This is a genomic window from Deltaproteobacteria bacterium (assembly GCA_020848905.1).
Taxonomy (GTDB): domain Bacteria; phylum Myxococcota_A; class Polyangia.
Map to the genome: position 1 here is coordinate 21,679 of JADLHG010000062.1, position 21,400 is coordinate 43,078.

The window sequence follows — 21,400 nt, forward strand, 5'->3', positions numbered from 1 at the left end:
GCCGCGCTCCGCTACCGGCCGTACTTCCGCAGGATGTGCCAGTTGTTCGCGTCGACGGCGCGCTGATCCGCGTAGTTCACCTGGTAGCCCATGCCGGAGTCCACCATGCTGGGCGCGGGCGTGGCCTGCGACAGGGGTTGACGGTGCAGGCGCTGGCCGAGCGGCTGCCCGAGCAACGCGCGCACCGCGCGGCGCCCTTGGTCCAGCCCGAGAGACTGCTGCGCGCCGTCGGGCTCGGCGCGCTTGAAGCGCTGGTAGCTCGTCTCCACCGAGGCCTCGGGGATGTCGAAGCCCCACTTGCGGCGCACGTCCACGACCACGCCGCGCACGACGTCCTCGACGAAGAAGGTGCGCAGCACCTCCTCCATGCGGGCCAGGCGCGGAAAGCGCGCCACCAGCCCGGCCATCTCCTCGGGGCGTGGCTCGAGGTCCGGGCGATCGGCCCGCGCCGGCGGACGGCCGCTCGGATAGACCACACTTTCCTTGCGTAGCCCCGCGGTGGCGAAGTGCGTTTCGTCCGCCGCCCCCTCTCCGAAGACGCTCACCGCCCGGTAGAGCGCCGTGCGCTGCCCCTCGGGAGCGGCCGGCCAGTAGTAGACCTGGGCCGCATCCACGCCGTGCTTGTCGAACGTCACGTTCCCGCCCGGCCGCATACTCACCACGCCCCAGGTGTACCGCGTGCGGCGCTCTTGCAGCAGTATGCCGGGACCGTAGAGCCGGATGCGCTCGGCCAGCCCCTCGCGCGAGAGGAGCGGGAGCACCCCCCGCAACACCTCGGCCACCACCGCCTCGGCGGGCGGACACGCGCTCAGGACCAGCGTCGCGGGGTCGACGACCCGGATCGTGCCCGAGGGCGTGTTCGAGACGACCTGCTCCGCGCGGGCCGGCAGCGCGGCGAGCGCGAGGAACCCCGAGAGCGCGAACAGCGCCGGCGGTCCGAGGACCAGCGGCCGAGCGAGCTGACCAGTACGGGATGCGAGCATCGAAGCCTCCGGGACCGCAGGTTGCAAGGCACGGTCCAAACGCGCCGTGGGGAATCACACGACTTTTCTGGGACGGGCCGCGCAGGGACGCGGCTTCCGTCGCCGCTCTGGATCCAGGGCCGGGGAGCCACTGCAGATGAACGTGGGCAGCGGAGGCGTGGGGCGAGAGCGCGAGCGGTCGTGGGCGCACGCGGGCGGCCGGGGTGGGTCGGTGCGGCGGGGAGTGTTTCTTGCGTGTGTGTCTTCGTGCAAGGACAACGCCGAACACTGTACGTGCAAGGACCTTGCCTTTGTTCGTGCAAGGACATCTCTTGACGTCAGACCGGCGCTTTGCTAGTATTAGCCCTATTCATGCTGGCGTGTAAACGCACATCCTCCTCGGGCAATGACCGGTTCATGGGCGCCCGTCTTGCGGCGGGTTCTGCGAAGCAGCTTCCACTGCCTATGCGGGAGGCGACGGGATGGGGCGGGAAGCGCGAGGGCGCGGGAAGGAAGAAACGGCCCGGGAGCGGACTGCCGCATCGCGCGCGACCGCTGCTGGCGAGCCGGTTTCCGGTGCACGTGACCATGAAGGTCGTGGAGGGGCTGCCGAACCTGCGGAGCAAGAAGCAGCTACGAGCGATCGAAAACGCCTTCGTGAAGTCGGCGGGGCGCTTCGGCATGAACCTCGCGCACTACTCGATCCAGAAGAACCACCTGCACCTCGTGACCGAGGCCAAGGATCGGGAGGTGCTCATGCGAGGGCTGCGGGCGCTGGCGATTCGCCTCGCGCACGCGCTGAATGGGACCGTGGGCCGCAGGGGACGGGTCTTTCGGGACCGCTACCACCAGCACATCCTGAAGACGCCGAGCGAGGTGAAGGCCGCCCTCTCGTACGTGCTTCAAAATCGACGCAAGCACGAACGCGCACGCGGCAAGTGGGTCCCGCGGCGCGACCTCGACGCGTGCAGCTCGGCGCGCTACTTCACCGGGTGGAAGGACCTTGTGCCGATCCCCCCCGACGGAGACCCGCCGGTGCTCGAGCCGCGGACCTGGCTCCTCAAGACCGGCTGGAAGCTGCGGGGACTGATTCCCACGAGCGCGGTGCCGGGCACGAAAGACCTGGCCGGCTGAGGGGCCTGGACGGCTGCGCTCTCGGCGCCCTGGCCTTGGGGACGATGAAGCCGCTACGAGGACGCTGCACTACGTGTGCGCGCGGAGCTGCACCACGGAGCCGGTCTCCTCGGGGCGCCGGCGCTGCAGGATGCGCTCGGCCACGTGGCGCGCCTTGCGCACCTCGAGGGGGAAGCGCGCCAGCTCGAGCTCGGAGGAGCCGAGGTTGATCACGCCGTTCACGAGCAGCACCTGGTAGGTCAGCTCCTCGATGCCGTTCCAGAAGCGGATCGGATCGTAGACGCCCAGGTCCACGTCCAGCTCGCCGAGGTCGACGGCGTAATCGCGATTGGCGCAGATGTCGCGGATGGCCGCGAGCTGGTCGGGGAGCGCGATCCCCGGGCGGAAGCTGCCGCGCGCGACCCCGCTCGCCGGATCGTACCTGTAATACGGCGTGGCCAGCGTGAACGGCCGCCCCTCCGCGTCGAGGAAGGCGACGTGCGTGCTTTCGTGCTCCTCGAGGAGCAGCAGATTGTAGCCCTCGAGGTCCACGGGAAGGTTCGCCCCGGCCTCCACGAGGCCGCCGTAGGGCTTGCGCATCGCCTGGTGCACGGCGTCCTTGTTGCGTTGGAAGCGCGCGTTCACCTCCTCGTCCTCGAGGAGAAACTCGACGATGTCGAGTGCCGCCTTGGCCGGCCCCGAGAACTCGTACCCTTCGCGCGCGAGCTGGGTCTTGATCACGCCGGTGTGAACCTTCGCGCCCCGCATGGCGTCGGCGAAGAGACCGAGCGTCCGGTCCATCCCCTCGGGGTCCACGAAAGGGTTGCCGCAGAAGGTGCTCACCAGCGGCTCGTAGATCTGGTCGTAGACCTCCCGGTCCAGCACCACCCGCTGACGCCCCTCGCAGAGCAGCCAGAAGAGGTTCTGCATCAGGTCGTACTCCACGCCGTAGATCTGCCGCTCCTGGCCCCCCTGCCGGAAGCGCTTCCCCTTGAACGCCGCGCTCACGATCTCGCGCGCCAGGTAGACGTCCCCCGCTCCGTCGCGAAAGACGAGGCAGGTGCGCTCCTTCCCGCCGACCGGCATCACCTCCCAGGCGAGGAGGTCGTCGACCGCGTGCCGGTAGCGCGTGACGAGCGCCGTCTCCTCCGCCAGCTCGAGCCCGGCCCGCAGCGTCGGCTGGTCCCCCGCCGTCCCCTTGTTCTTGCGCAGGCCGCGCACGAGCACGTGCTTGAGCACGTGGTGCGCGTCCTCGCTCACCTCCACCGCGTTGCCGCGCGTGCCCTCGTAGTTGTTGATGTAGAAGAAGCCGTTCACCCGCGTCGGCCGCAAGAGCTTCTTGCGGTCACAGATCCCCGGGATGGTCACGCGCGGGTTCTTCGGGTGGTCGAGGTTCGAGTAGCTCCCCTTCTTCAGCAGGTCCCCGTAGCGCGCCTTCCACCCCTCGGTGATGTCGGTCAGGCGCATGAAGTCGCCCGTCTCGGTGCCGAAGGCGTAGAGCTGACGGTCCTCGCCGCGCCAGATCGAGAGCATGTCGCCGGCGAGGATGTCCACCTTGCGCACCTCGGCCGCCAGGGCCTTGCCGCTGATCATCTGCTCCATCAGCGCGGTGATCGTCTCCGACTTGCCCGCCCCGCTGTCGGCCGAGAAAACGAGCGTCTTGCGCAGCCCGTTCTTGAAGGTGATGGTGATCATCGCCCCATGCACGGGCAGACCGCCGAGCGCCTTGACCTGCTCGTTGTGCAGCGTGAGCAGCGACTTCTTCAGAAAGCCGACGTAGTCCGTCGCGTCCTCGCGCGCCACCCAGGCGGTCGGCAGGAGCGCGCCCCCGGCCTTGCGGTCGAGGATATAGCCCGTCTTGTAGCTGTCCCCGACGATCTTGGCCGGCAGGCCGAAGAGGAGCACGCCGTCCCAGTCGAGCCCCTTCAGGTTCTCCTTCAGCTGCACGGCCTCGATCTGCGGGAAGAGCCGGAGCTCGTCGCTGATCAGGTGAAAGCACGACCTGTGGATCACGAGCAGCATGCGGAAGGGCCCCACCTGCACCGCCTTGCAGACGTAGTGCCCGAGCTCGGCGAGCTCCGCGAAGGCGTCGAGGCGTCGCCGGAAGAAGTCGAGGCCCGGCGTGGCGCGTCCCGCGACGTCCCCGCTCCCGTCGCGGCGGATGAAGCCGTAGCGATAGTCGGAGACGCGCTTCGTGGCCCCCGTGGTGGCCGACGGCATCGGGTTCAGCGCCGTCGTCGCCCCCGCGAAGGTGCAGCCGGAGACGATCGCCTTCAGGTACGGCGGTAGCCCCGCGTGCGGCTTCACCCCGTCGAGCTCCTCGTAGCCGATCTCGAAGCTCGAGGGCGCGGCGGTGCGCGCCTCGGGCAGCTCGAAGGCGTGCATCAGCTCGTTGACGAGCCGGTTCACGTTGTCGCTGATCCCCTGCAGCGCGGCGACCTTCTCCTCGTAGCGCCGTGCCTCGAGCCGCACCGCGAGCACCTTGATCGTGCTCGCGCCGTGCCACTCGTCGTAGAGCGCGCGCATCAGCTGGCGGAAGACGTCGTCGATGAGGTGCCGGTCGTGATAGGCGGCCTGACAGGCCAGCGGCCCGTAGCGGTTCACCACGCGGTCGAAGGAGAGGTCCGCGAGGCGCGCCTCCCGGCGGTAGACCTTCTTCAGCAGCCGGCGGTAGAGCAGGCGGAAGACCTCGCTGCCGAGGAGCTCGTCCACCGTCTCGCAGCCGCGGGTCTGCACGAAGACCTTGTCCGCGACGGAGCGCCCCTCCTCGATGCAGTAGACGACCCCCTTCTCGCTCGGGCTCACGGCGAAGCCCATCCGCGTCGGCGCGCGCTTCGGGGCCGGCGCGTCGGCCGGCCGCGGCACGATTCCGTGCGCCGCGAGCAAGGGGAGCAGGTCCTCGACCAGCCGCTCGAGCTCGTCGCCCCCCTCCCCGGCGAAGATCCGGGGCAGCGCAGCCGGGTCACGCCCCGCGCGGTCGAACTCGTCCCAGTAGCGCCGCAGGATGGTGACGTAGGTCTCGATGGCCTGCCCGAGGCGGTCGTAGCTCGCGCGGTCCCCGGCCAGGCTCCCTCCCAGCGAGAGGCGCACGAAGCCGTCCCCGGCGTGGATCACGTCGGCCTTGCGGTACTCGCTCGCCGCCTGCAGGAAGGCGCGGATCCCGCGCACGTCGCCCCCGTCGCAGAGGCGCACGCAATAATAGAACGCGCCGTGGGGCTCGATGGCCTGCCGGTCGGGTGCGGCGCGTAGAAACGCCAGGCGGCACTGCTCGACGCGCTTCTCCACGTCGGTGCGTAGGCGCCGCTCGAGGCGGAGCTGTTTCAGGCCCTTCACCAGGCCGCTCAGGCACTCGGAGAGATGGCGGGCCGTGGCGCCGCGCTGCTCGAGGCGCAAGAGCTCCTCGTAGCCGCCGAGCAGGGTCTCGAAGACCACCACCGAGAAGGTCTCGTCCTCGACGCGACCGAGCGCCTCCTCGAGGAGTACGCGGAGCTTCTCTTGCGGCGTCCCGGTGGCCGTCGGGTCGACCAGCTCCGCCGCGATGCGTTCGACCTCGCGGGTGGTGCGCTTCGCCGCCAGGCCCGACTCGAGCTTGAGCTGCGTCAGGTAGAGCGACATGAGGTGCGGCCCCGAGGCGCGCCGCTCGGCGTACTCCACCGCCTCCGGGACGTTGGAGTGCAAAAGGCCCGTCCGGTCGCCGGCCCCCTCGAGCCCTTTCGTCGTGGCGCTGACGGTGATGACCCGCACCGGGCGCGCGAAGTGGCTGCGGTACTTCTCGTAGACCTGCGCCAGGCAGTCGTCCCCCTCGCGGGCCTTGCGCTCGCTGAAGATCAGCTTGTGGTACGAGTTGTCGTCGAGAATCGTGAGGCCGTACTCCTCCGCGATCTGCAGCAGCTTCAGCACCGTCTCGCGCCGGTAGACCACCGCCGTCGGGTTGTGCGGCGAATTCACGACGAGCAGCATGCTCCGACAATAGAGCTCGAAGACCTCGGGGAAGCGCCGGAAGAGGTAGCGCAGCTCCTCGAGCCGCTGCACGAGCACGAGCGGGTCGAGCTCGTGGTGCGCGTTCTGCGGCACGAGGATCTGGCAGTGCGTCGGGTAGTCCTTCTCCGGAAAGACGTCCTGGTAGGTCCAGGCCATCTCGGGGAGGATCAGCGTCGGGTAGAAGTGCCCCTGCTCGACGAGGTTCAGCACCGCCTCGATCTCGCCCACCGCGACGGGGTCGAGCTCGCCCTTGAGGTCCGCGATCGAGCGCTGCGCCGTCCGCACCAGCTCCTGCACCGGCGTCAGCACGTCGCGCAATCTCCGGTCGTAGCGCCCCACCTTGTCGCCGACGAGCTCCTCGAGACGTCCGTGCAAGGCGCCGAGCCCCGCCTCGGACATCGCGCGCTTGAGGAGCGCCGCCGCCCCTCCGGTCACGTTGCCAAAGGCCGCCTTGTCCACCCCCTCCCGCGTGAGCCGCGCCATCTTGCTCGCCGCGTCGGCCGCCCGGTAGACCATCGTGCGCGCCATGTGGTCGGCCAGGCGCACCCCCTCCTCGCCGGCCTTCCACTGCGTGGGTGAGAGCGCGCGCACCTGCGACTGCTTGATCGCGGCCTGGATCTCGTCGGTGCTGGAGTCGGGGATCTGCAGGCCGCTCTTCAGCTCCTTGACGCGCTGACGGCAGCTCTCGAGGTGCGCCGCGCGGAACTCCTCCACGTGGCGCCGCACCGCCTCGCGGTGGTATTCGCCCACGAGCGTGAGCGCGCCGCGGCCGCCTCCCGGCAACACCGTCACGCGGTACTCCGCGGGGGGCAGCCCCTTGTAGAAGTAGCGCATCCAGCCTTCGGCCACCTCGCGGCGCAGGGCCTCGGCGCGCTCGTGGCGCGTGCGATCCGAGGAGGTGGCGACCTCCTCGAGGAACCGCACCATGCGGGCGAGCTTGGCGAGCGCCAGGTAGTCGAACAGCCCGTTGCGGCGCCACTCCTGCGCGCGGATCTCCTCGACCGTCGCGGCGCGCACCCCCTCCTCGACCAGCGAGGCCAGCCGCTGGTCGAGCGCCTGCCGGATCTCCGAGAGCACTCGGGGCGGGACGCGCTCGAGGATGCGACGGAGCTGCAGCTGGGTGTTCGCGGGGCGGCCGGCGAAGCTCACCTGCACGTTGCGCAGCGTCCGCGCCACGTGCGGAAAGAGCGTGTAGACGATGGTCGTGTTCGACTGCCGGGCCCGCGTCGAGTCGTCGATCAGGATCAGCCGCCCGAGGACGCTGGCCCAGCCGGTCTCCCCCTCGCGCGCAACGAAGATGCGGTGCGGAATGCGCGTGACCCGCGCCACGAAGACCGCGTTGGGCTCGATCTGCATGCGCGCCATCAGCCCGGCGTCTACCTTGTCCACGCCGTCGACGAGCCGCACCGGGGAGGCTCCCTGGGGGCCCGCCTTGTCGAAGACGTGGTTCTGCACCAGCTCGATCACGCGCTCGGGGCTCTCGGTGACGATCGCGCGGTTGAAGAGGCGCGCCCCTTCGCAGTTCACGAACTCCGCCGCCTCGCGCAGGAACTCCGTCTCCTCGGCCGCGGTGTTGTAGTGCAGGCTCGATTCCACGAGCGTGCCGAGCAGTCCGAGGAGCTGCTCGACGGCGACCGGCTCGCAATCGAGCGTCTCGACGTGCGCGGCCAGCTCGCCCGCCGGACGGCCGAGCAGGGTGCGCGCGACCAGCTCCCGCATCCCCTGCGTCACCGGGGGCGTGCCGATGGAGAGGCTGTAGCGCGTGAGCACCTCGAGCGCCGCGGCGTCGAGCTCGAGGCGACCGTCGCCGACGCGCACGCTGCGCCCGAGCTTGCGCCGCAGCCGCGTCTTGAAGGTCTCGGCCGCGCGTACGACCTGGAAGACCGGCGACTCCCCCGTCGCGGGCATCAGCTGATCGAGCAGCGTGTAGCCCATGCGGTCGAAGGTCTGCTCGTACTCGCGGACCTGTCGCGTGACCGCCTCGAGCTCGCCGACGCTCGAGCCGTGGAGCTCCTCGGGCAGCGCGAGGATCTTGTCGATCTCGGGGATGAGCTGGGTGTGGATCGTCCCCTCGTGCATCGAGGCCGCGACGGTCTTGAGGGCCCGGATACGATCGGTGAGAGCGGCTACCTGTTCCATGCGCGTGCCCTGGAGAGCGCCGCGCCTTCGAAAGGGGGGGCGGCGGCTCGCGGGCCGAGTGTAGCAGAAAGTAGGTTCTGGAGCGCCCGGGGCCCAAGGTGCCGCGGCGGGCCAGACCGGGCCCTGGGCTTTTTCGTTCGATCGAAGCCCGGCCGTCCGCTAGACTGAAGGGAAGCGAGGGAACTCAAGCTCCAAGCAGCGACCGGACGAGAGACAGGAGGACGTTTCTTCGAACAGCGAGGTGAGGGCATGCGAACGCTCCGCGAGGTGCGAGTGCTCTTGGCCGCCTGCTGTACGCTGGCTGCTTGCCACAACCGTATCCCCGTTCCCGCCGACGAGGCGGGGCCCCCGACCGCCGACGCCGGGGTGGACGGACCGATCGTCGTCCCCGACGGGCCGCCACCGGACGCGCGACGCGCCTGCCGCAAGGAGACGACGCCGCTCCAGTCGGTGACCGATCCGCGCGGGAACTTCACCCTGGCCGTGCCGGAGCGGGTGCAGGTCCGCATCATCGGCATCGACGGGGCGCCGCGCCCCACGGCCGCGGCCACGCTCGACGACGGCGAGGTCGCCGCCTTCGTCGCCACGCGGTCGGCCGAAGGCTCGGACCCGGTGGAGTCGCTCGCCGAGTTCCAGCAGCGGGTGGGGGCGATGCTCGAGGACCATGGGCTCGGCACCGTCGTACTGCGCGCCTCGGGTGCGCGCGGCACGAGCGCCGAGGGGAACCCGGACGTCAAGGAAGCGGTGTGGGACATCGCGAGTCCCAAGGCCGTCGCCCCCGCGTACCTCCGCAACTGGCTCATCGCCGTGGCGACAAACCGCGGCTACGGCGAGCTGGTCAACCTGCCAAGCCCCGGCGGCCGCCTCACGACGAGCCTGGTGCTCAAGGTGACGCTCGTCGCGCGCACCGATCAGATCGTGGTCAACGCGGCGGTGACGGATCGCGCGAGCTATGACGCGCCGACGAGCCCGGTGGCGGTGATCGCGGAGGACCTGGCGAACGGAACGGCCGTCGCCGCCGCCGGTCGCTCGACGAGCATGACCTGCGACGTGGGGCCGATCACGGGTCGAGCGGTGGCCGACATCATCTGGGTCGTGGACGAGTCCAACTCGATGAGCGACAACCGCCAGGACATCGTCAACAACGCGAACAAGTTCTTCGCCAAGGCGATCGCCGCCGGGCTCGACTTCCGCATGGGCGTCGTCGGCGTGAAGGACCCCGGCAAGGCGGGCGTCACCCTCGGGAAGTTCTGCTCGAGCATCTCGACGGACCCGGCGGACGACGGCGGGGAGGATCGCTTTCTCGGCCCGAACGAGCAGGCCACCTTCTCCTCGTGCGTGAAGAATCCGCCCTATCACGAGCTCGGGGCCGAGTTCGGCCTGACCCACGGCTACCACGCGGTGCTGCGGCATCTGCCGCGCGCCGCCAACCACCCGGCCAAGATCCGCCCCGAGGCCAAGCTCGCGCTGATCTTCGTCACCGACGAGGCGCCGCACGAGCTGAAGCAGGGGACCTCGTACGGGGGCAAGGAAGGCTTTCTCTCGTACGCGGACTACCGCAGCACGGGGTGCCACCTCGACGAGAAGAAGCAGCAGACCCTCGAGGAGTTCATCACCCCCTGGACCGAGCTCTTCTCGGGGGCGGAGAGCCCCGAGGCGCGCGCGACGGTGCACCTCATCGGGGGCGTTTGCAGCAACACCTGCCGCGCCGAGATGGCGTACGGCTACCAGGAGTTGGCGCGACGCTTCGGGGGTCAGGTGGGCGACGTCTGCCAGGCCGACCTGAGCCCCACGCTGCAGGTCATCGTGGACAGCATCGTGGCCTCGGCCTCGCCGCGGGTCCTCGGCCAGCGGCCCATCAGCTCCACGCTCACCGTCGAGGTGAACGGGCTGCGCCTGCCCCGCAGCCACCAGAAGGGCTTCGCCTACAACGCCACCTCGAACGCGCTCAGCTTCATCAACGTGGGCGTGAACAAGGGGAACCAGGTGGTGGCCTCCTACCGACGGTTCGAGCTATAGTCGCGGCGCCATGCCACTGCTGCCCGTCCCTGCCGAGTCGCGCGAGCGCCTGCAACGCACCGTGTACCGTGAGTTCCTGACCGAGCCCGGCCTGGCCCACGAGGTGGGGCTCGAGTCGCTGCCGACGAAGCTGGCCAGCCGCCTCGGCTGCTCGGCCGACGAGGCGGTCGAGAAGCTCCTCGAGGCGCCGTTCCTCGAGGCGCTCACGCTGGCGCAGCTCCAGCAGCTCGTGGCGATCCGCGACATGGCGCTCATCTCGCGCACCGCCGCCGCGCTCTCGGCGGAGCTCAAGGAGCCCGAGGTGACCTACGAGGCGTGCTGTCGGGCGGCGCTCATCTACGCTGCCGCCGGCATGGAGCCGCACGTCTTCGCCGCGCTCAGGGCCGCCGCGGCCAAGCACGACGAGTGGGCGCGACACCATTACCTCTACGGACTGCTCCTCGGGATGGGCGGCGACGCGGACCGCGCGATGTGGGAGCTCGGGATGGCGCTGTCGCGCGAGCCGTACGAAGACGGGCGCATTCGCGTGCGGCAGGCCATGGAGCTGCTCGAGCCGTACTCGACCCGAGAATAGCGACTAGAAGCGGATCGGCCGGCGTCGGCGTCGGAGGAGCGTGAGCAGCGCAACGAACGCCAGCGCAGCGCACGACGCGGCGCCCCTGCCCACGGGAACCACGGCGCACCCGGCCGCTGGCGACTCGGCGGTCCCGTCTGAAGCCGACAGCGCAAGCCCGAGGTTCTGGTCCAGGATCTTGCGCGCATCCTGCACCGTCCGTCCGCAGCTCGACGTCCCCTTCAGCTCGGCCTGCCCGAAGCAGCAGGCGGTGCGGCTCAGCGTCGGGTACATGATGTCCTGCAGGTCGTCCACGTGCTCGAGGCCGAAGGTGTGACCTAGCTCGTGCGCGATGACCAGCGCCAGGCGCGCGGGGCTGTCCACGCGGTCGGCAAAGACGAGGGACACGTCGCTCGGCTGCGTATTCTCGCAGTCGAGGGGGGAGGCGCCGATTCCCCCCTCGGCGGCACCGAGCACTCCCTCGCCGCGGCCCCCGACGACCACCATTGTGTAGGGGCCGGCCGCAGGGCGGGTTGTCACGAGCTCCACCTGCCAGGGACGAAAGAGACGCGCCAGCTCGACGAGCAGCTCGGGCTGCGCGCGCGCCCGGCCCCCGAGTGGCTCCCAGTCGAGCGCCGGGTAGGCGAGCTCGGGAACGAGCAGCGCCGGCGAGGAGCTCGCGTGGGCATCGCTCCCGCCACGTACGAGCCGCTCGCCCTCGAGGGCCACGTAGACCACCTGCTTGAGGGACCGGGGGCCCGGCTCGGCGCGGGCGAAGCCGGTCCCGAGACTGGCCACGAGCCCGAAGACCACCACTGCCGCTCGCCGGAGGTTCACTGGTCTCGTCACGCCTGAACGGTATTGGAGGGAGCCCACGTCTTCTTTGACACCGGGCGCCCGGAAAAACGACCCCTCGCGACCTCGGCGCCCGCGAACCGTCGCCACCGCGCCGCGCCATAAATCTACACAAAACAATGTAACTTAAAATACATTTCTAGCGCCGCCGCTGGCAGTGGTCCAGCCAGAACTCACCCAGGTTGATTTCCGCCATAGCACAAGCGTTTAAAACAAGATACTTAGATGAATGGCGCAACTTGACCACATAGGCGTTGACTGGAGTCAATGCAGGGTGATTTACTACCTGGAGATCGTGGGGCGGGCGGCTGTGACATCCTCAAGATGTATTCTGGTTTACTTTCTGGGAGCGTTGCTCGGCGGTTGCCGCGCACCTGCCGGCGGAGAGCTCGTGGTCGAGCCGATCCCGGAGCCGGGGCTTCCGCTGACGACCCTCGCCCGCGTCACGATCACGCCCGAGGGCACCGGCTCACGCGAGCTGGCCTGGACCGCGGGTAGCCCACGCAGTGGCGCCACGGCGCGTCTCGTTTGGCAGGGGCTCGCTCCGACCCGCGAGGGTGCGGTCGTGGCCGAGGCCTTCGACGCTCGTGGCACGCTCGTGGGCCGGGGCCAGGCGCAGGGCGTAGCCCTCGAGGACGGCGCGCGCACGGTTGTTGCGATACGGCTGCGACGCGTCGAGCAACCCGGTGACGCCGGGGTGGCCGCGCTCCGGCTCGGGCCCGGCCGCTTCATCTCGGGCGAGGCGCTCCCCGTGGCGGTCGAGCTCCTCGGGCCGGCTTCCTCCGGCGCGCTCCTCTGGTCGTCGAGCGCGGGCACGATCGAGGAGCCCCGTGCCCCCATCACCACGCTCCGCGTCCCGCTCGAAGAGGGCACCGTCGCACTCACCGCCTCGCTGCTCGTTCCCCAGGGGGCGATCCCGCCGCTCAGCGCCACCTTCGCCGTGCGGCCCACGGGCTCGGCCGACGTCACGACCACCTTCAACACCTGGCCGGCGATCACGTCGCTCGCCCCGAGCCCCGCCCTCGTCGCGCCGGGGGCGAGCACGAGCCTTGTCCTCTCGGCGAACGACAGCGACGGGGATCCGATGACCTACGCCTGGAGCGACGGCGGCGGGGCCTGCGCAGGCACCTTCAGCGACGCCTCCGCCGCGAGCCCGAGCTGGACGGCTCCCGCGACCGTGCCCCCCTCGGGGAGCTGCACGCTTTCGGTCGCGATCACGGACGGGCGAGGGGGCTCGACCAGCGGCGCCGTCACGCTCACCGTCGGCACCCGGGCGGGGAATGTCGCCCCGGCGATCGGACCCACGTTTCAGGCCACGGAACGACTCGCCCCCGGCGAGAGCGCCACCTTCCGCGTCGCGGCGACCGATCCCGAGGGAGGCCCGCTCACCTTCGCCTGGAGCGCGAGCGCGGGCTCGCTCGGCACGCCCACGACGACGGCCGGCGAGAGCGAGGTGCGCTTCACCGCCCCCGCAGCCGCCTGCGGGCAACGCCTCCGGGCCCTCGTCACCGACGACGCCGGCGCCACCACCGAGCAGCTCTTCTCCGTGACCTGCCCCACCTGCGGCAACGGCGCGCTCGACGCGGGCGAGGTCTGCGACGGCAGCGCGCTCGGCGGGCGCACCTGCGCGATCGAGGGCTTCACCGCGGGCACGCTCGCTTGCACAACGAGTTGCACGCTGGACCGCACGGGCTGCCGCAAGGTCACCGCGCTCGCGAGCGGCACGACGGCCACGCTCCGCGCCGTCGGCGGGAGCCCCGCGCGGACCTGGGCGGTCGGCGCCTCCGGAGCCGCGGTCGCCCTCACCCCCGGCGGGGGAGCGCAGCTTCGGCCCGCTCCCGTCACGAGCACGCTGCGCGCGGTCTGGGCCGCCTCGGCGAACGACGCGTTTTTCGTGGGCGAGGGCGGCACCGCGCTCCGCTTCGACGGGCTGCGTTTCGCCCCGCAGAGCGTGGGCACGGCCGTCGGGCTCTACGGCTGCTGGGGCGGGAGCGCGTCGAACGGTTGGCTCGTGGGGGCCGCGGGCACCGCGCGCCGCTTCGACGGCGCGAGCTGGCAGGCCGTGACCTCGGGCGTGACGCAGGACCTGTTCGCGGTCGCCGGCCTGGGCGCGAGCGAGATCCTCGCGGTAGGCGCCTCCGGGGTCGCGCGGCGAGGCGGCGCCTCGGGCCTCGTCGCGGTCACGACCGGCACCACGCGCAACCTCTTCGGCCTCTGGCTCGCCGGCCCGACCGACGGCTGGGCCGTGGGGGCGAACGGCACCTTGCTGCGCTTCGACGGCACGCGCTTCGTCGCCACGCCCTCGGGAACCGGCCGCCCCCTCTACGGCGTGTGGGGGAGCGGCCCAAGCGAGGTCTGGGCCGTGGGCGCGATGGGAACGCTGCTCCGCTTCGACGGGGCGAGCTGGAAGAGCGTGGCCTCGGGCACGACGAAGGACCTCTATGGCGTGTGGGGCGCGGGCCCGAGCGAGGCTTGGGCCGTGGGCGCGAGCGGAACGGTGCTGCGCCTCGAGGCGGGGCAGGCGGATTGACGACTTTGAAGGTTCTGTGACAGCGCAGGGGGCTCTGGGCCCCCGCAAGAAGGTGCGGACGACGATGCGGGGTTGGGTGGAGCGATACGGTCGCGCGCTGGCGGTGGCCACACTTCTCCTCGGGCTTGCGGCCTGCGGCAAGGGTGGCGCCGAGGGGAGCGCGGTGATCGGCGTGTCCGTGAAGAAGCTCTCCGGGGCGGACGTCACGCGCGTGACGGTGACCGTGACCGGCACCGGGATCGGCGCGCCGATGACGGCCAACCTGGGCCTCGCGAGCGGCCAGTGGAAGGGCACGATCGGCGGGATCCCCGTGGGCGCGGACCGCACCTTCAAGGCCGACGCGTACGACGCCGCCGACCAGCTCCTCTACACGGGGCAGGTCACGGGCGTGAACATCGTGAGCGGCACGCCGGCGCTCCTGACGCTGCTGCTCCAGCAGGCGGTCACACCGAACCCGTTCGCCAACTCGGCGCCGGTGATCGACGCGGTGGCGGCCTCGGCGGCGAGCGTCGAGCCGAGCGGCACCCTCCAGCTCAACGTCCTCGCGCACGACCCGGATTCGGACCCCCTGACGTATGCCTGGAACGCGACGGCCGGCAGCTTCACGAACGCCTCCAGCGCCACACCGACCTGGACCGCCCCGGCCACCGAGGGGCCGCAGACCCTCACCATCACCGTCTCGGACAACAAGGGGGCGAGCCAGGCCTTCAGCGTGCAGCTCAACGTGGGCGCGTCGAGCGGCAGCGGCACGATCGAGGTCAGCTTCAACACCTGGCCCGTGGTGCAAGGGATGAACGTCACCCCGTCGCTGCTCGGCGCGAGCCAGACCGCGGCGCTCACGGTGACGGCCATGGACCCCGACAGCGATCCGCTGACCTTCTTCTGGAGCGACGGCGGCGGCGCCTGCGCGGGCAGTTTCAGCAGCACGACCGTGCAGAACCCCTCGTGGACCGCGCCGGCGGTGCTGCCGGCCTCGGGAGCCTGCACCCTCACCGTCACGGTCAGCGACGGCCGCGGCGGGGCCTCGACCGGCTCTCTCACGCTCCAGACCTCCGCGCCGCCCGTCTTTGCCAGCGGCCCGGTGCTCGTCGCGGCGGTGGGACCGGCCACGACCTTTGATGGGGCCCACTACCTCATCCCGCCGGTGACGATCGGCGCCACGACGTACTTCTCGGCGACCGACGGCGTGCACGGCTACGAGCTCTGGAAGAGCGACGGCACCGCGACGGGCACCGTCCTGGTCAAGGACATCAACTCGAACGGCAACGGCGGCCCGCAACTGCTGGTGGCCGTCGGCACCACGCTCTACTTCACGGCCAACGACGGCACGAACGGCACCGAGCTCTGGAAGAGTGACGGCACCGCGGCAGGCACCGTCCTGGTCAAGGACATCTACGGCGGCTCGACCTCGAGCGACCCAACGAGCCTGACGGCCGTGGGCGGCACGCTCTACTTCTCGGCCACGAGCGTCACGAACGGGACGGAGCTCTGGAAGTCCGACGGCACGAGCGCCGGCACCGTAATGGTCAAGGACGTCTACCCCGGGAGCGGGGGCTCGTCCCCGGCCTCGCTCGTGGGCCTCGGGAGCACCCTCTATTTCGTCGCCAACGATGGGACGAGCGGCTACGAGCTGTGGAAGAGCGACGGCACCTCGGCCGGGACGGTCTTGGTGAAGAACATCAGCCCGGGTGGCTCCTCCAGCCCCAGCAATCTCTCCGCCGCGGGCGGCGTGCTCTACTTCGGAGCCGACGACGGCACGAACGGCGAGGAGCTCTGGAAGTCCGACGGCACCTCCGCCGGTACGGTGCTCGTGAAGGACATCAGCCCGGGCAGCGCTCCCTCCGCGCCCTATGGGATGACCGCGATGGGGTCGGCGGTCTATTTCGACGCCGACGATGGGATCCACGGCACCGAGCTCTGGAAGACCGATGGCACGGCGGCGGGCACCGTCCTCGTCTCCGACATCGACCCGGGCGACGCGTACGCCAATCCCAGCAACTTCACGGTCATCGGCAGCTCGCTCTATTTCCAAGCCACCACCTCGGCCAACGGCACCGAGCTCTGGAAATCCGACGGCACGGCCCTAGGCACGGTCCTCGTCAAGGATCTCAACCCTGGACCCGGCAGCTCGCTTCCCTACTATTACTTCCGCGCGGTCGGAGAAAGCACGCTCCTCTTCGTCGCCGACGACGGAGCGACGGGGTACGAGCTCTGGAAGAGCGACGGCACCACCTCGGGCACCGTCCTCGTCAAGGACGTGAACCTGCGACGAAAGGGCTTCAGCTACAACACGAAGAACCTGACGGCCGTGGGGAGCACCATCTACTTCGCCGCGGACGACGGCGACGTCACCAACGGCCAGGAGCTCTGGAAGTCCGACGGCACGACGGCCGGTACGGCGATGGTCAAGGACATCAACCCGGGAGCGGGCTCCTCCAACCCCACCAACTTGACCGCCAGCGGGAGCACGGTCTTCTTCGTTGCCACCGACGGCACAAGCGGCGCCGAGCTCTGGAAGTCCGACGGCACGAGCGCCGGCACCGTGATGGTCAAAGACATCAACCTCGGTGCCGCCAGCAGCAACCCGAGCTACCTGGTCTCCTTCGGGGGCGCGCTCTACTTCGCCGCCAGCGACGGCACGAACGGCGCCGAGCTCTGGAAGTCCGACGGCACGAGCGCCGGCACCGTGATGGTCAAGGACATCAACCCGGGTGCCACTACCAGCAATCCGAGCTACCTGGTCGCCTTCGGGGGCGCCCTCTACTTCGCGGCACGTGACGGCACGAGCGGCGCCGAGCTCTGGAAGTCAGACGGCACCACCGCCGGCACCGGGCTCGTGAAGGACATCAACACCGGGGCTGCGGGCTCGACCCCGATGGGCTTTCAGGTCGTGGGGAGCACGCTCTACTTCCAGGCCCTGAGCGCCACGACCGGCACCGAGCTCTGGAAAACCGACGGGACGGCCGCCGGTACCGTGCTGGTCAAGGACATCCTGCCTGGCTTGGGGAGCTCGTCCCCGAGCCAGCTCACCAACGTGGCCGGCACGCTCTTCTTCCGGGCCAACGACGGCGCGAACGGCACCGAGCTTTGGAAGTCCGACGGCACCGCCGCCGGCACCGGGCTCGTGAAGGACATCTACCCAGGCCCCACGGGCTCCACGCCGTGGAATCTCACGGCCCTCGGGAGCACGCTCCTCTTCCGCGCCACCGACGGCGTGGGCGGCGTCGAGCTCTGGAAGAGCGACGGCACGACCGCTGGAACGACGATCGTGAAGGACATCTGCCCGGGCGCGAGCGGTTCGAGCCCGAACGCCTTCGCCGTGGCCGGAAGCGCGATCTACTTCAACGCCGAGGACGGCACCCACGGCACCGAGCTCTGGAGGACCGACGGCACGAGCGGAGGCACGGTGCTGGTGAAGGACCTCCGCCCCGGCATGGATGCTTCCACGCCGGACTACCTCGTCGTCGTGGGCACGAAGCTCTTCTTCACGGCCACGACCCACCCGGAGGGGCTCGGCCTCTGGTCGCTCTATTACTGACGCAGGCAACAGGTTTCGCGTCGGATGACGCGCTCGAAGTTTGGATCTCACAGGCTACGCACAGGGGCGCACAGGGCCCCGCAACAGGGAGTGGACGATGATGCGGTCTTGGGTCGAGCGGTACGGCAGCGTGCTGGCGGTGGCAGCGCTTCTCTTCGGGCTTTCCGCCTGCGGTAAGGGCGGCGCCGAGGGGAGCGCGGTGATCGGCGTGTCGGTGAAGAAGCTCTCCGGAGCCGACGTCACGCGCGTAACGGTCACCGTCACGGGAACGGGGATCGGAACCCCGATCACGGCCAACCTGGGCCTCGTGAGCGGCCAGTGGAAGGGCACGATCAGCGGCATCCCCGTGGGCGCGGACCGCACCTTCAAGGCCGACGCCTACGACGCTGCCGACCAGCTCCTCTACACGGGCCAGGTCACGGGCGTGAACGTCGTGAGCGGCACGCCGGCACTCGTCACGCTGTTGCTCCAACAGGCGACGGCGCCGAACCCCTACGCCAACTCCGCCCCGGTGATCGACGCGGTGGTGGCCTCGGCGGCGAACGTCGAGCCGGGCGGCACGGTCCAGCTCACCGTGCTCGCGCACGACCCGGATTCGGACCCCCTGACCTACGCCTGGGGTGCGACTGCCGGCAGCTTCACGAGCGGCTCGACCGCCACGCCCACCTGGACCGCCCCGGCCACCGAGGGGCCACAGACCCTCACCATCACCGTCTCGGACAGCAAGGGCGCGAGCCAGGCCTTCAGCGTGCAGCTCAACGTGGGCTCGTCGAGCAGCAGCGCCTCTCTCGAGGTGAGCTTCAACACCTGGCCCGTGGTGCAGGGGATGAACGCCACCCCGTCGCAGCTCGGTGCGGGCCAGACCACGGCGCTCACGCTCACGGCCATGGACCCGGACAGCGATCCCCTGACCTTCCTCTGGAGCGACGGCGGCGGCGCCTGCGCGGGCAGCTTCAGCAGCGCCACCGTGCAGAACCCCTCCTGGACCGCCCCAGCGGTCGTGCCGCCTTCCGGGGCCTGCACCCTCACCGTCACGGTCAGCGACGGGCGCGGCGGAGCCTCGACCGGCTCTTTCACGCTCCAGACCTCCGCTCCGCCGGTGTTTGCGAGCGGCCCGGTGCTCGTGGCGGCCGTAGGCCCCTCGACGACCTTCAATGGCGCCAACTACTCCGTCACGCCCGCGACGATCGGCAGTACGACCTACTTCGTCGCAACTGACGGCCAGCACGGCTACGAACTCTGGAAGACCGATGGCACCGCCGGCGGCACGGCCATGGTCAAGGACATCAACCCCAACGGGAACGGGAGCCCGCAGTCGCTCCTGGCTGTCGGAACCACGCTCTTCTTCGTCGCCAACGACGGAACGAACGGCGTCGAGCTCTGGAAGAGCGACGGCTCCGCGGCAGGCACCGTGATGGTCAAGGACATCTACAGCGGCTCGAACTCGAGCGGCCCGACGGGCCTGACGGTCATGGGCGGCACCGTCTACTTCTCCGCCACGAACGGCACGAACGGCACCGAGCTCTGGAAGAGTGACGGGACCACCGCCGGAACCCTGATGGTCAAGGACATCGTGGGTGGCAGCGGCGGCAGCAACCCGTATCAATTCGTCGCGGTCGGCAGCACGCTCTTCTTCAGCGCCAGCGACGGAACGAACGGTATCGAGCTCTGGAAGTCCGACGGCACGCCGAGCGGAACTGTCCTGGTGAAGGACCTCAACCCGGGAACGCCGTTCTACTACGGCCCAAGCTCGCTCGTGGCCGTCGGAAGCAGCCTCTTCTTCGCCGTGGACGACGGCGCGACCGGGAGCGAGCTCTGGAAGAGCGACGGCTCGTCCGCTGGGACGGTGATGGTGAAGGACATCAACCCGGGCAGCGGCTCCTCGAGCCCCACGAATCTCGTGGCCGCGGGCGGCGTGGTCTACTTCCGAGCGGACGACGGAACGAACGGCACCGAGCTCTGGAAATCCGACGGCACCTCGGCCGGTACGGTGCTCGTGAAGGACATCAACCCGGGCAGCGCTCCCTCCACGGCCTATGGGATGACGGCGGTGGGGGCGACGGTCTACTTCGGCGCCGACGATGGGACCCACGGGTACGAGCTCTGGAAGACCGACGGCACGGCGCTGGGTACCGTCCTCGTCTCTGAGATCAACCCGGGCGTCTCGGGCGCCGACCCCAGCCACTTCACGGTGATCGGCAGCTCGTTCTATTTCCAGGCGACCACGGCGACCAACGGCCCCGAGCTCTGGAGGTCCGACGGCACCGCCCTCGGCACGGCCCTCGTCAAGGATATCAAGCCTGGCACCGAAGGCGCGGCTCCGGCGCCCCTCGTCGCGGCCGGAAGCACCCTCTTCTTCGTCGCCGACGACGGGGCTCACGGCTACGAGTTCTGGAAGAGCGACGGCACCACGTCGGGCACCGTCCTCGTCAAGGACGTGAACCTGCGACGACAGGGCTTCAGCAACGCCAGGTACCTGACCGCCGTGGGAAGCACCGTGTTCTTCGCCGTGGACGATGGCGTGACCGGCCAGGAGCTCTGGAAAACTGACGGCACGACGGCGGGTACCGTGATGGTCAAAGATATCTATCCGGGAGCGGGCTCCTCGGGCCCGTACAGCTTGACCGTCGTCGGGAGCACGCTCTTCTTCATCGCCACCGACGGCACCAACGGCGTCGAGCTCTGGAAGTCCGACGGCACGAACGCAGGGACGGTGATGGTCAAGGACATCACCCCGGGCGGCGACAGCACCAGCCCGACCTACTTGCTTTCCTTCGGCGGCGCCCTCTACTTCACCGCCGGCGACGGCACGAACGGCGCCGAGCTCTGGAAGTCCGACGGCACGAGCGCCGGCACCGTGATGGTCAAGGACATCAACCCGGGCGCCCCGAGCGGCAGCCCGAGCTACTTGACGACCTTCGGGGGCGCGATCTACTTCGCGGCAAACGACGGCACGAGCGGCATCGAACTCTGGAAGTCCGATGGCACCAGCGGCGGCACCGTGATGGTCAAGGACCTCGCCCTCGGGGTGACGAACGCGAGCCCCTCAGGCTTCCTGGCCGTGGGGAGCACGCTCTACTTCTCCGCCACGGACGGCACGACCGGCCCCGAGCTCTGGAAGTCCGATGGCACCGCGGGGGGCACCGTGCTGGTAAAGGACATTCGCCCGGGCACCAGCGGCTCGGCTCCGAACCTCCTCACCAACGTGGCCGGAACGCTCTTCTTCCGCGCCAACGACGGCGCCTCCGGCATCGAGCTCTGGAAGTCCGACGGCACCAACTCCGGGACCATCATTGTGAAGGACATCTACACCGGCAACTCCTCCTCGACGCCCTGGAATCTGACCGCCCTGGGCAGCACGCTCATCTTCCGGGCCAATGACGGGGTGGGCGGCATCGAGCTCTGGAAGAGCGACGGCACGCTTGCCGGTACCACCGTGCTGAAGGAGATCTACCCGGGCGCGAACGGTTCGAACCCGGACGCCTTCGCAGTCGCCGGAAGCTCGATCTACTTCAGGGCTAACGACAGTACGCACGGCAGCGAGCTCTGGAAGACCGACGGCACGACGGCGGGCACGGTGCTGGTAAAGGACCTCCTCCCCGGCGTCGACGCTTCCAGCCCCGATTACCTCCTCGTAGTGGGCACGAAGCTCTTCTTCACCGCCACGAGCCATCCGGAGGGCCTCGGCCTCTGGTCGCTCTACTACTAGC

The 21,400-nt window shown here is 69.9% G+C and carries 9 protein-coding genes; 6 read left to right on the forward strand and 3 right to left on the reverse strand.

Annotated elements, in window-relative coordinates:
- Positions 1 to 11: 11 nt before the first annotated feature.
- A complete protein-coding gene (locus tag IT371_26940; protein ID MCC6751319.1) occupies positions 12 to 983 on the reverse strand; it encodes a hypothetical protein in 972 nt (323 codons plus the stop codon).
- A gap of 444 nt (positions 984 to 1,427) precedes the next feature.
- On the opposite strand from IT371_26940, the gene IT371_26945 reads away from it, so the two are divergent.
- Positions 1,428 to 2,096 carry a hypothetical protein gene (locus IT371_26945; protein ID MCC6751320.1) on the forward strand — a complete coding sequence of 223 codons (669 nt, stop codon included), beginning with the start codon at positions 1,428 to 1,430 and terminating at the stop codon, positions 2,094 to 2,096.
- Positions 2,097 to 2,165: 69 nt separating this feature from the next.
- Here IT371_26945 and IT371_26950 read toward each other — a convergent pair whose 3' ends face one another.
- Entirely contained in the window at positions 2,166 to 8,195 is a 6,030-nt protein-coding gene (locus IT371_26950; GenBank protein MCC6751321.1) for an aminotransferase class I/II-fold pyridoxal phosphate-dependent enzyme, read from the reverse strand.
- Between the two features lie 249 nt (positions 8,196 to 8,444).
- Here IT371_26950 and IT371_26955 point away from each other — a divergent pair, with 249 nt between their 5' ends.
- Both IT371_26955 and IT371_26960 read left to right on the forward strand, forming a co-directional pair.
- Entirely contained in the window at positions 8,445 to 10,214 is a 1,770-nt protein-coding gene (locus IT371_26955; protein ID MCC6751322.1) for a VWA domain-containing protein, read from the forward strand.
- A 10-nt stretch (positions 10,215 to 10,224) separates the two neighbouring features.
- The gene (locus IT371_26960; protein ID MCC6751323.1) at positions 10,225 to 10,788 is read left to right on the forward strand and encodes a hypothetical protein; all 564 of its coding nucleotides are present in this window, start codon (positions 10,225 to 10,227) and stop codon (positions 10,786 to 10,788) included.
- A 3-nt stretch (positions 10,789 to 10,791) separates the two neighbouring features.
- Here IT371_26960 and IT371_26965 read toward each other — a convergent pair whose 3' ends face one another.
- Positions 10,792 to 11,604, reverse strand: coding sequence for a matrixin family metalloprotease (locus tag IT371_26965; protein ID MCC6751324.1), 813 nt, complete (start codon positions 11,602 to 11,604; stop codon positions 10,792 to 10,794).
- Between the two features lie 409 nt (positions 11,605 to 12,013).
- On the opposite strand from IT371_26965, the gene IT371_26970 reads away from it, so the two are divergent.
- From IT371_26970 to IT371_26980, 3 genes are all read left to right on the forward strand, one after another.
- The gene (locus tag IT371_26970; protein ID MCC6751325.1) at positions 12,014 to 14,152 is read left to right on the forward strand and encodes a hypothetical protein; all 2,139 of its coding nucleotides are present in this window, start codon (positions 12,014 to 12,016) and stop codon (positions 14,150 to 14,152) included.
- 850 nt (positions 14,153 to 15,002) lie between these two features.
- A complete protein-coding gene (locus IT371_26975; protein MCC6751326.1) occupies positions 15,003 to 17,690 on the forward strand; it encodes a hypothetical protein in 2,688 nt (895 codons plus the stop codon).
- 1,273 nt (positions 17,691 to 18,963) lie between these two features.
- Positions 18,964 to 21,399: a hypothetical protein gene (locus tag IT371_26980; protein ID MCC6751327.1), complete on the forward strand. Its 2,436-nt coding sequence runs from the start codon at positions 18,964 to 18,966 to the stop codon at positions 21,397 to 21,399.
- Position 21,400 lies beyond the last annotated feature (1 nt).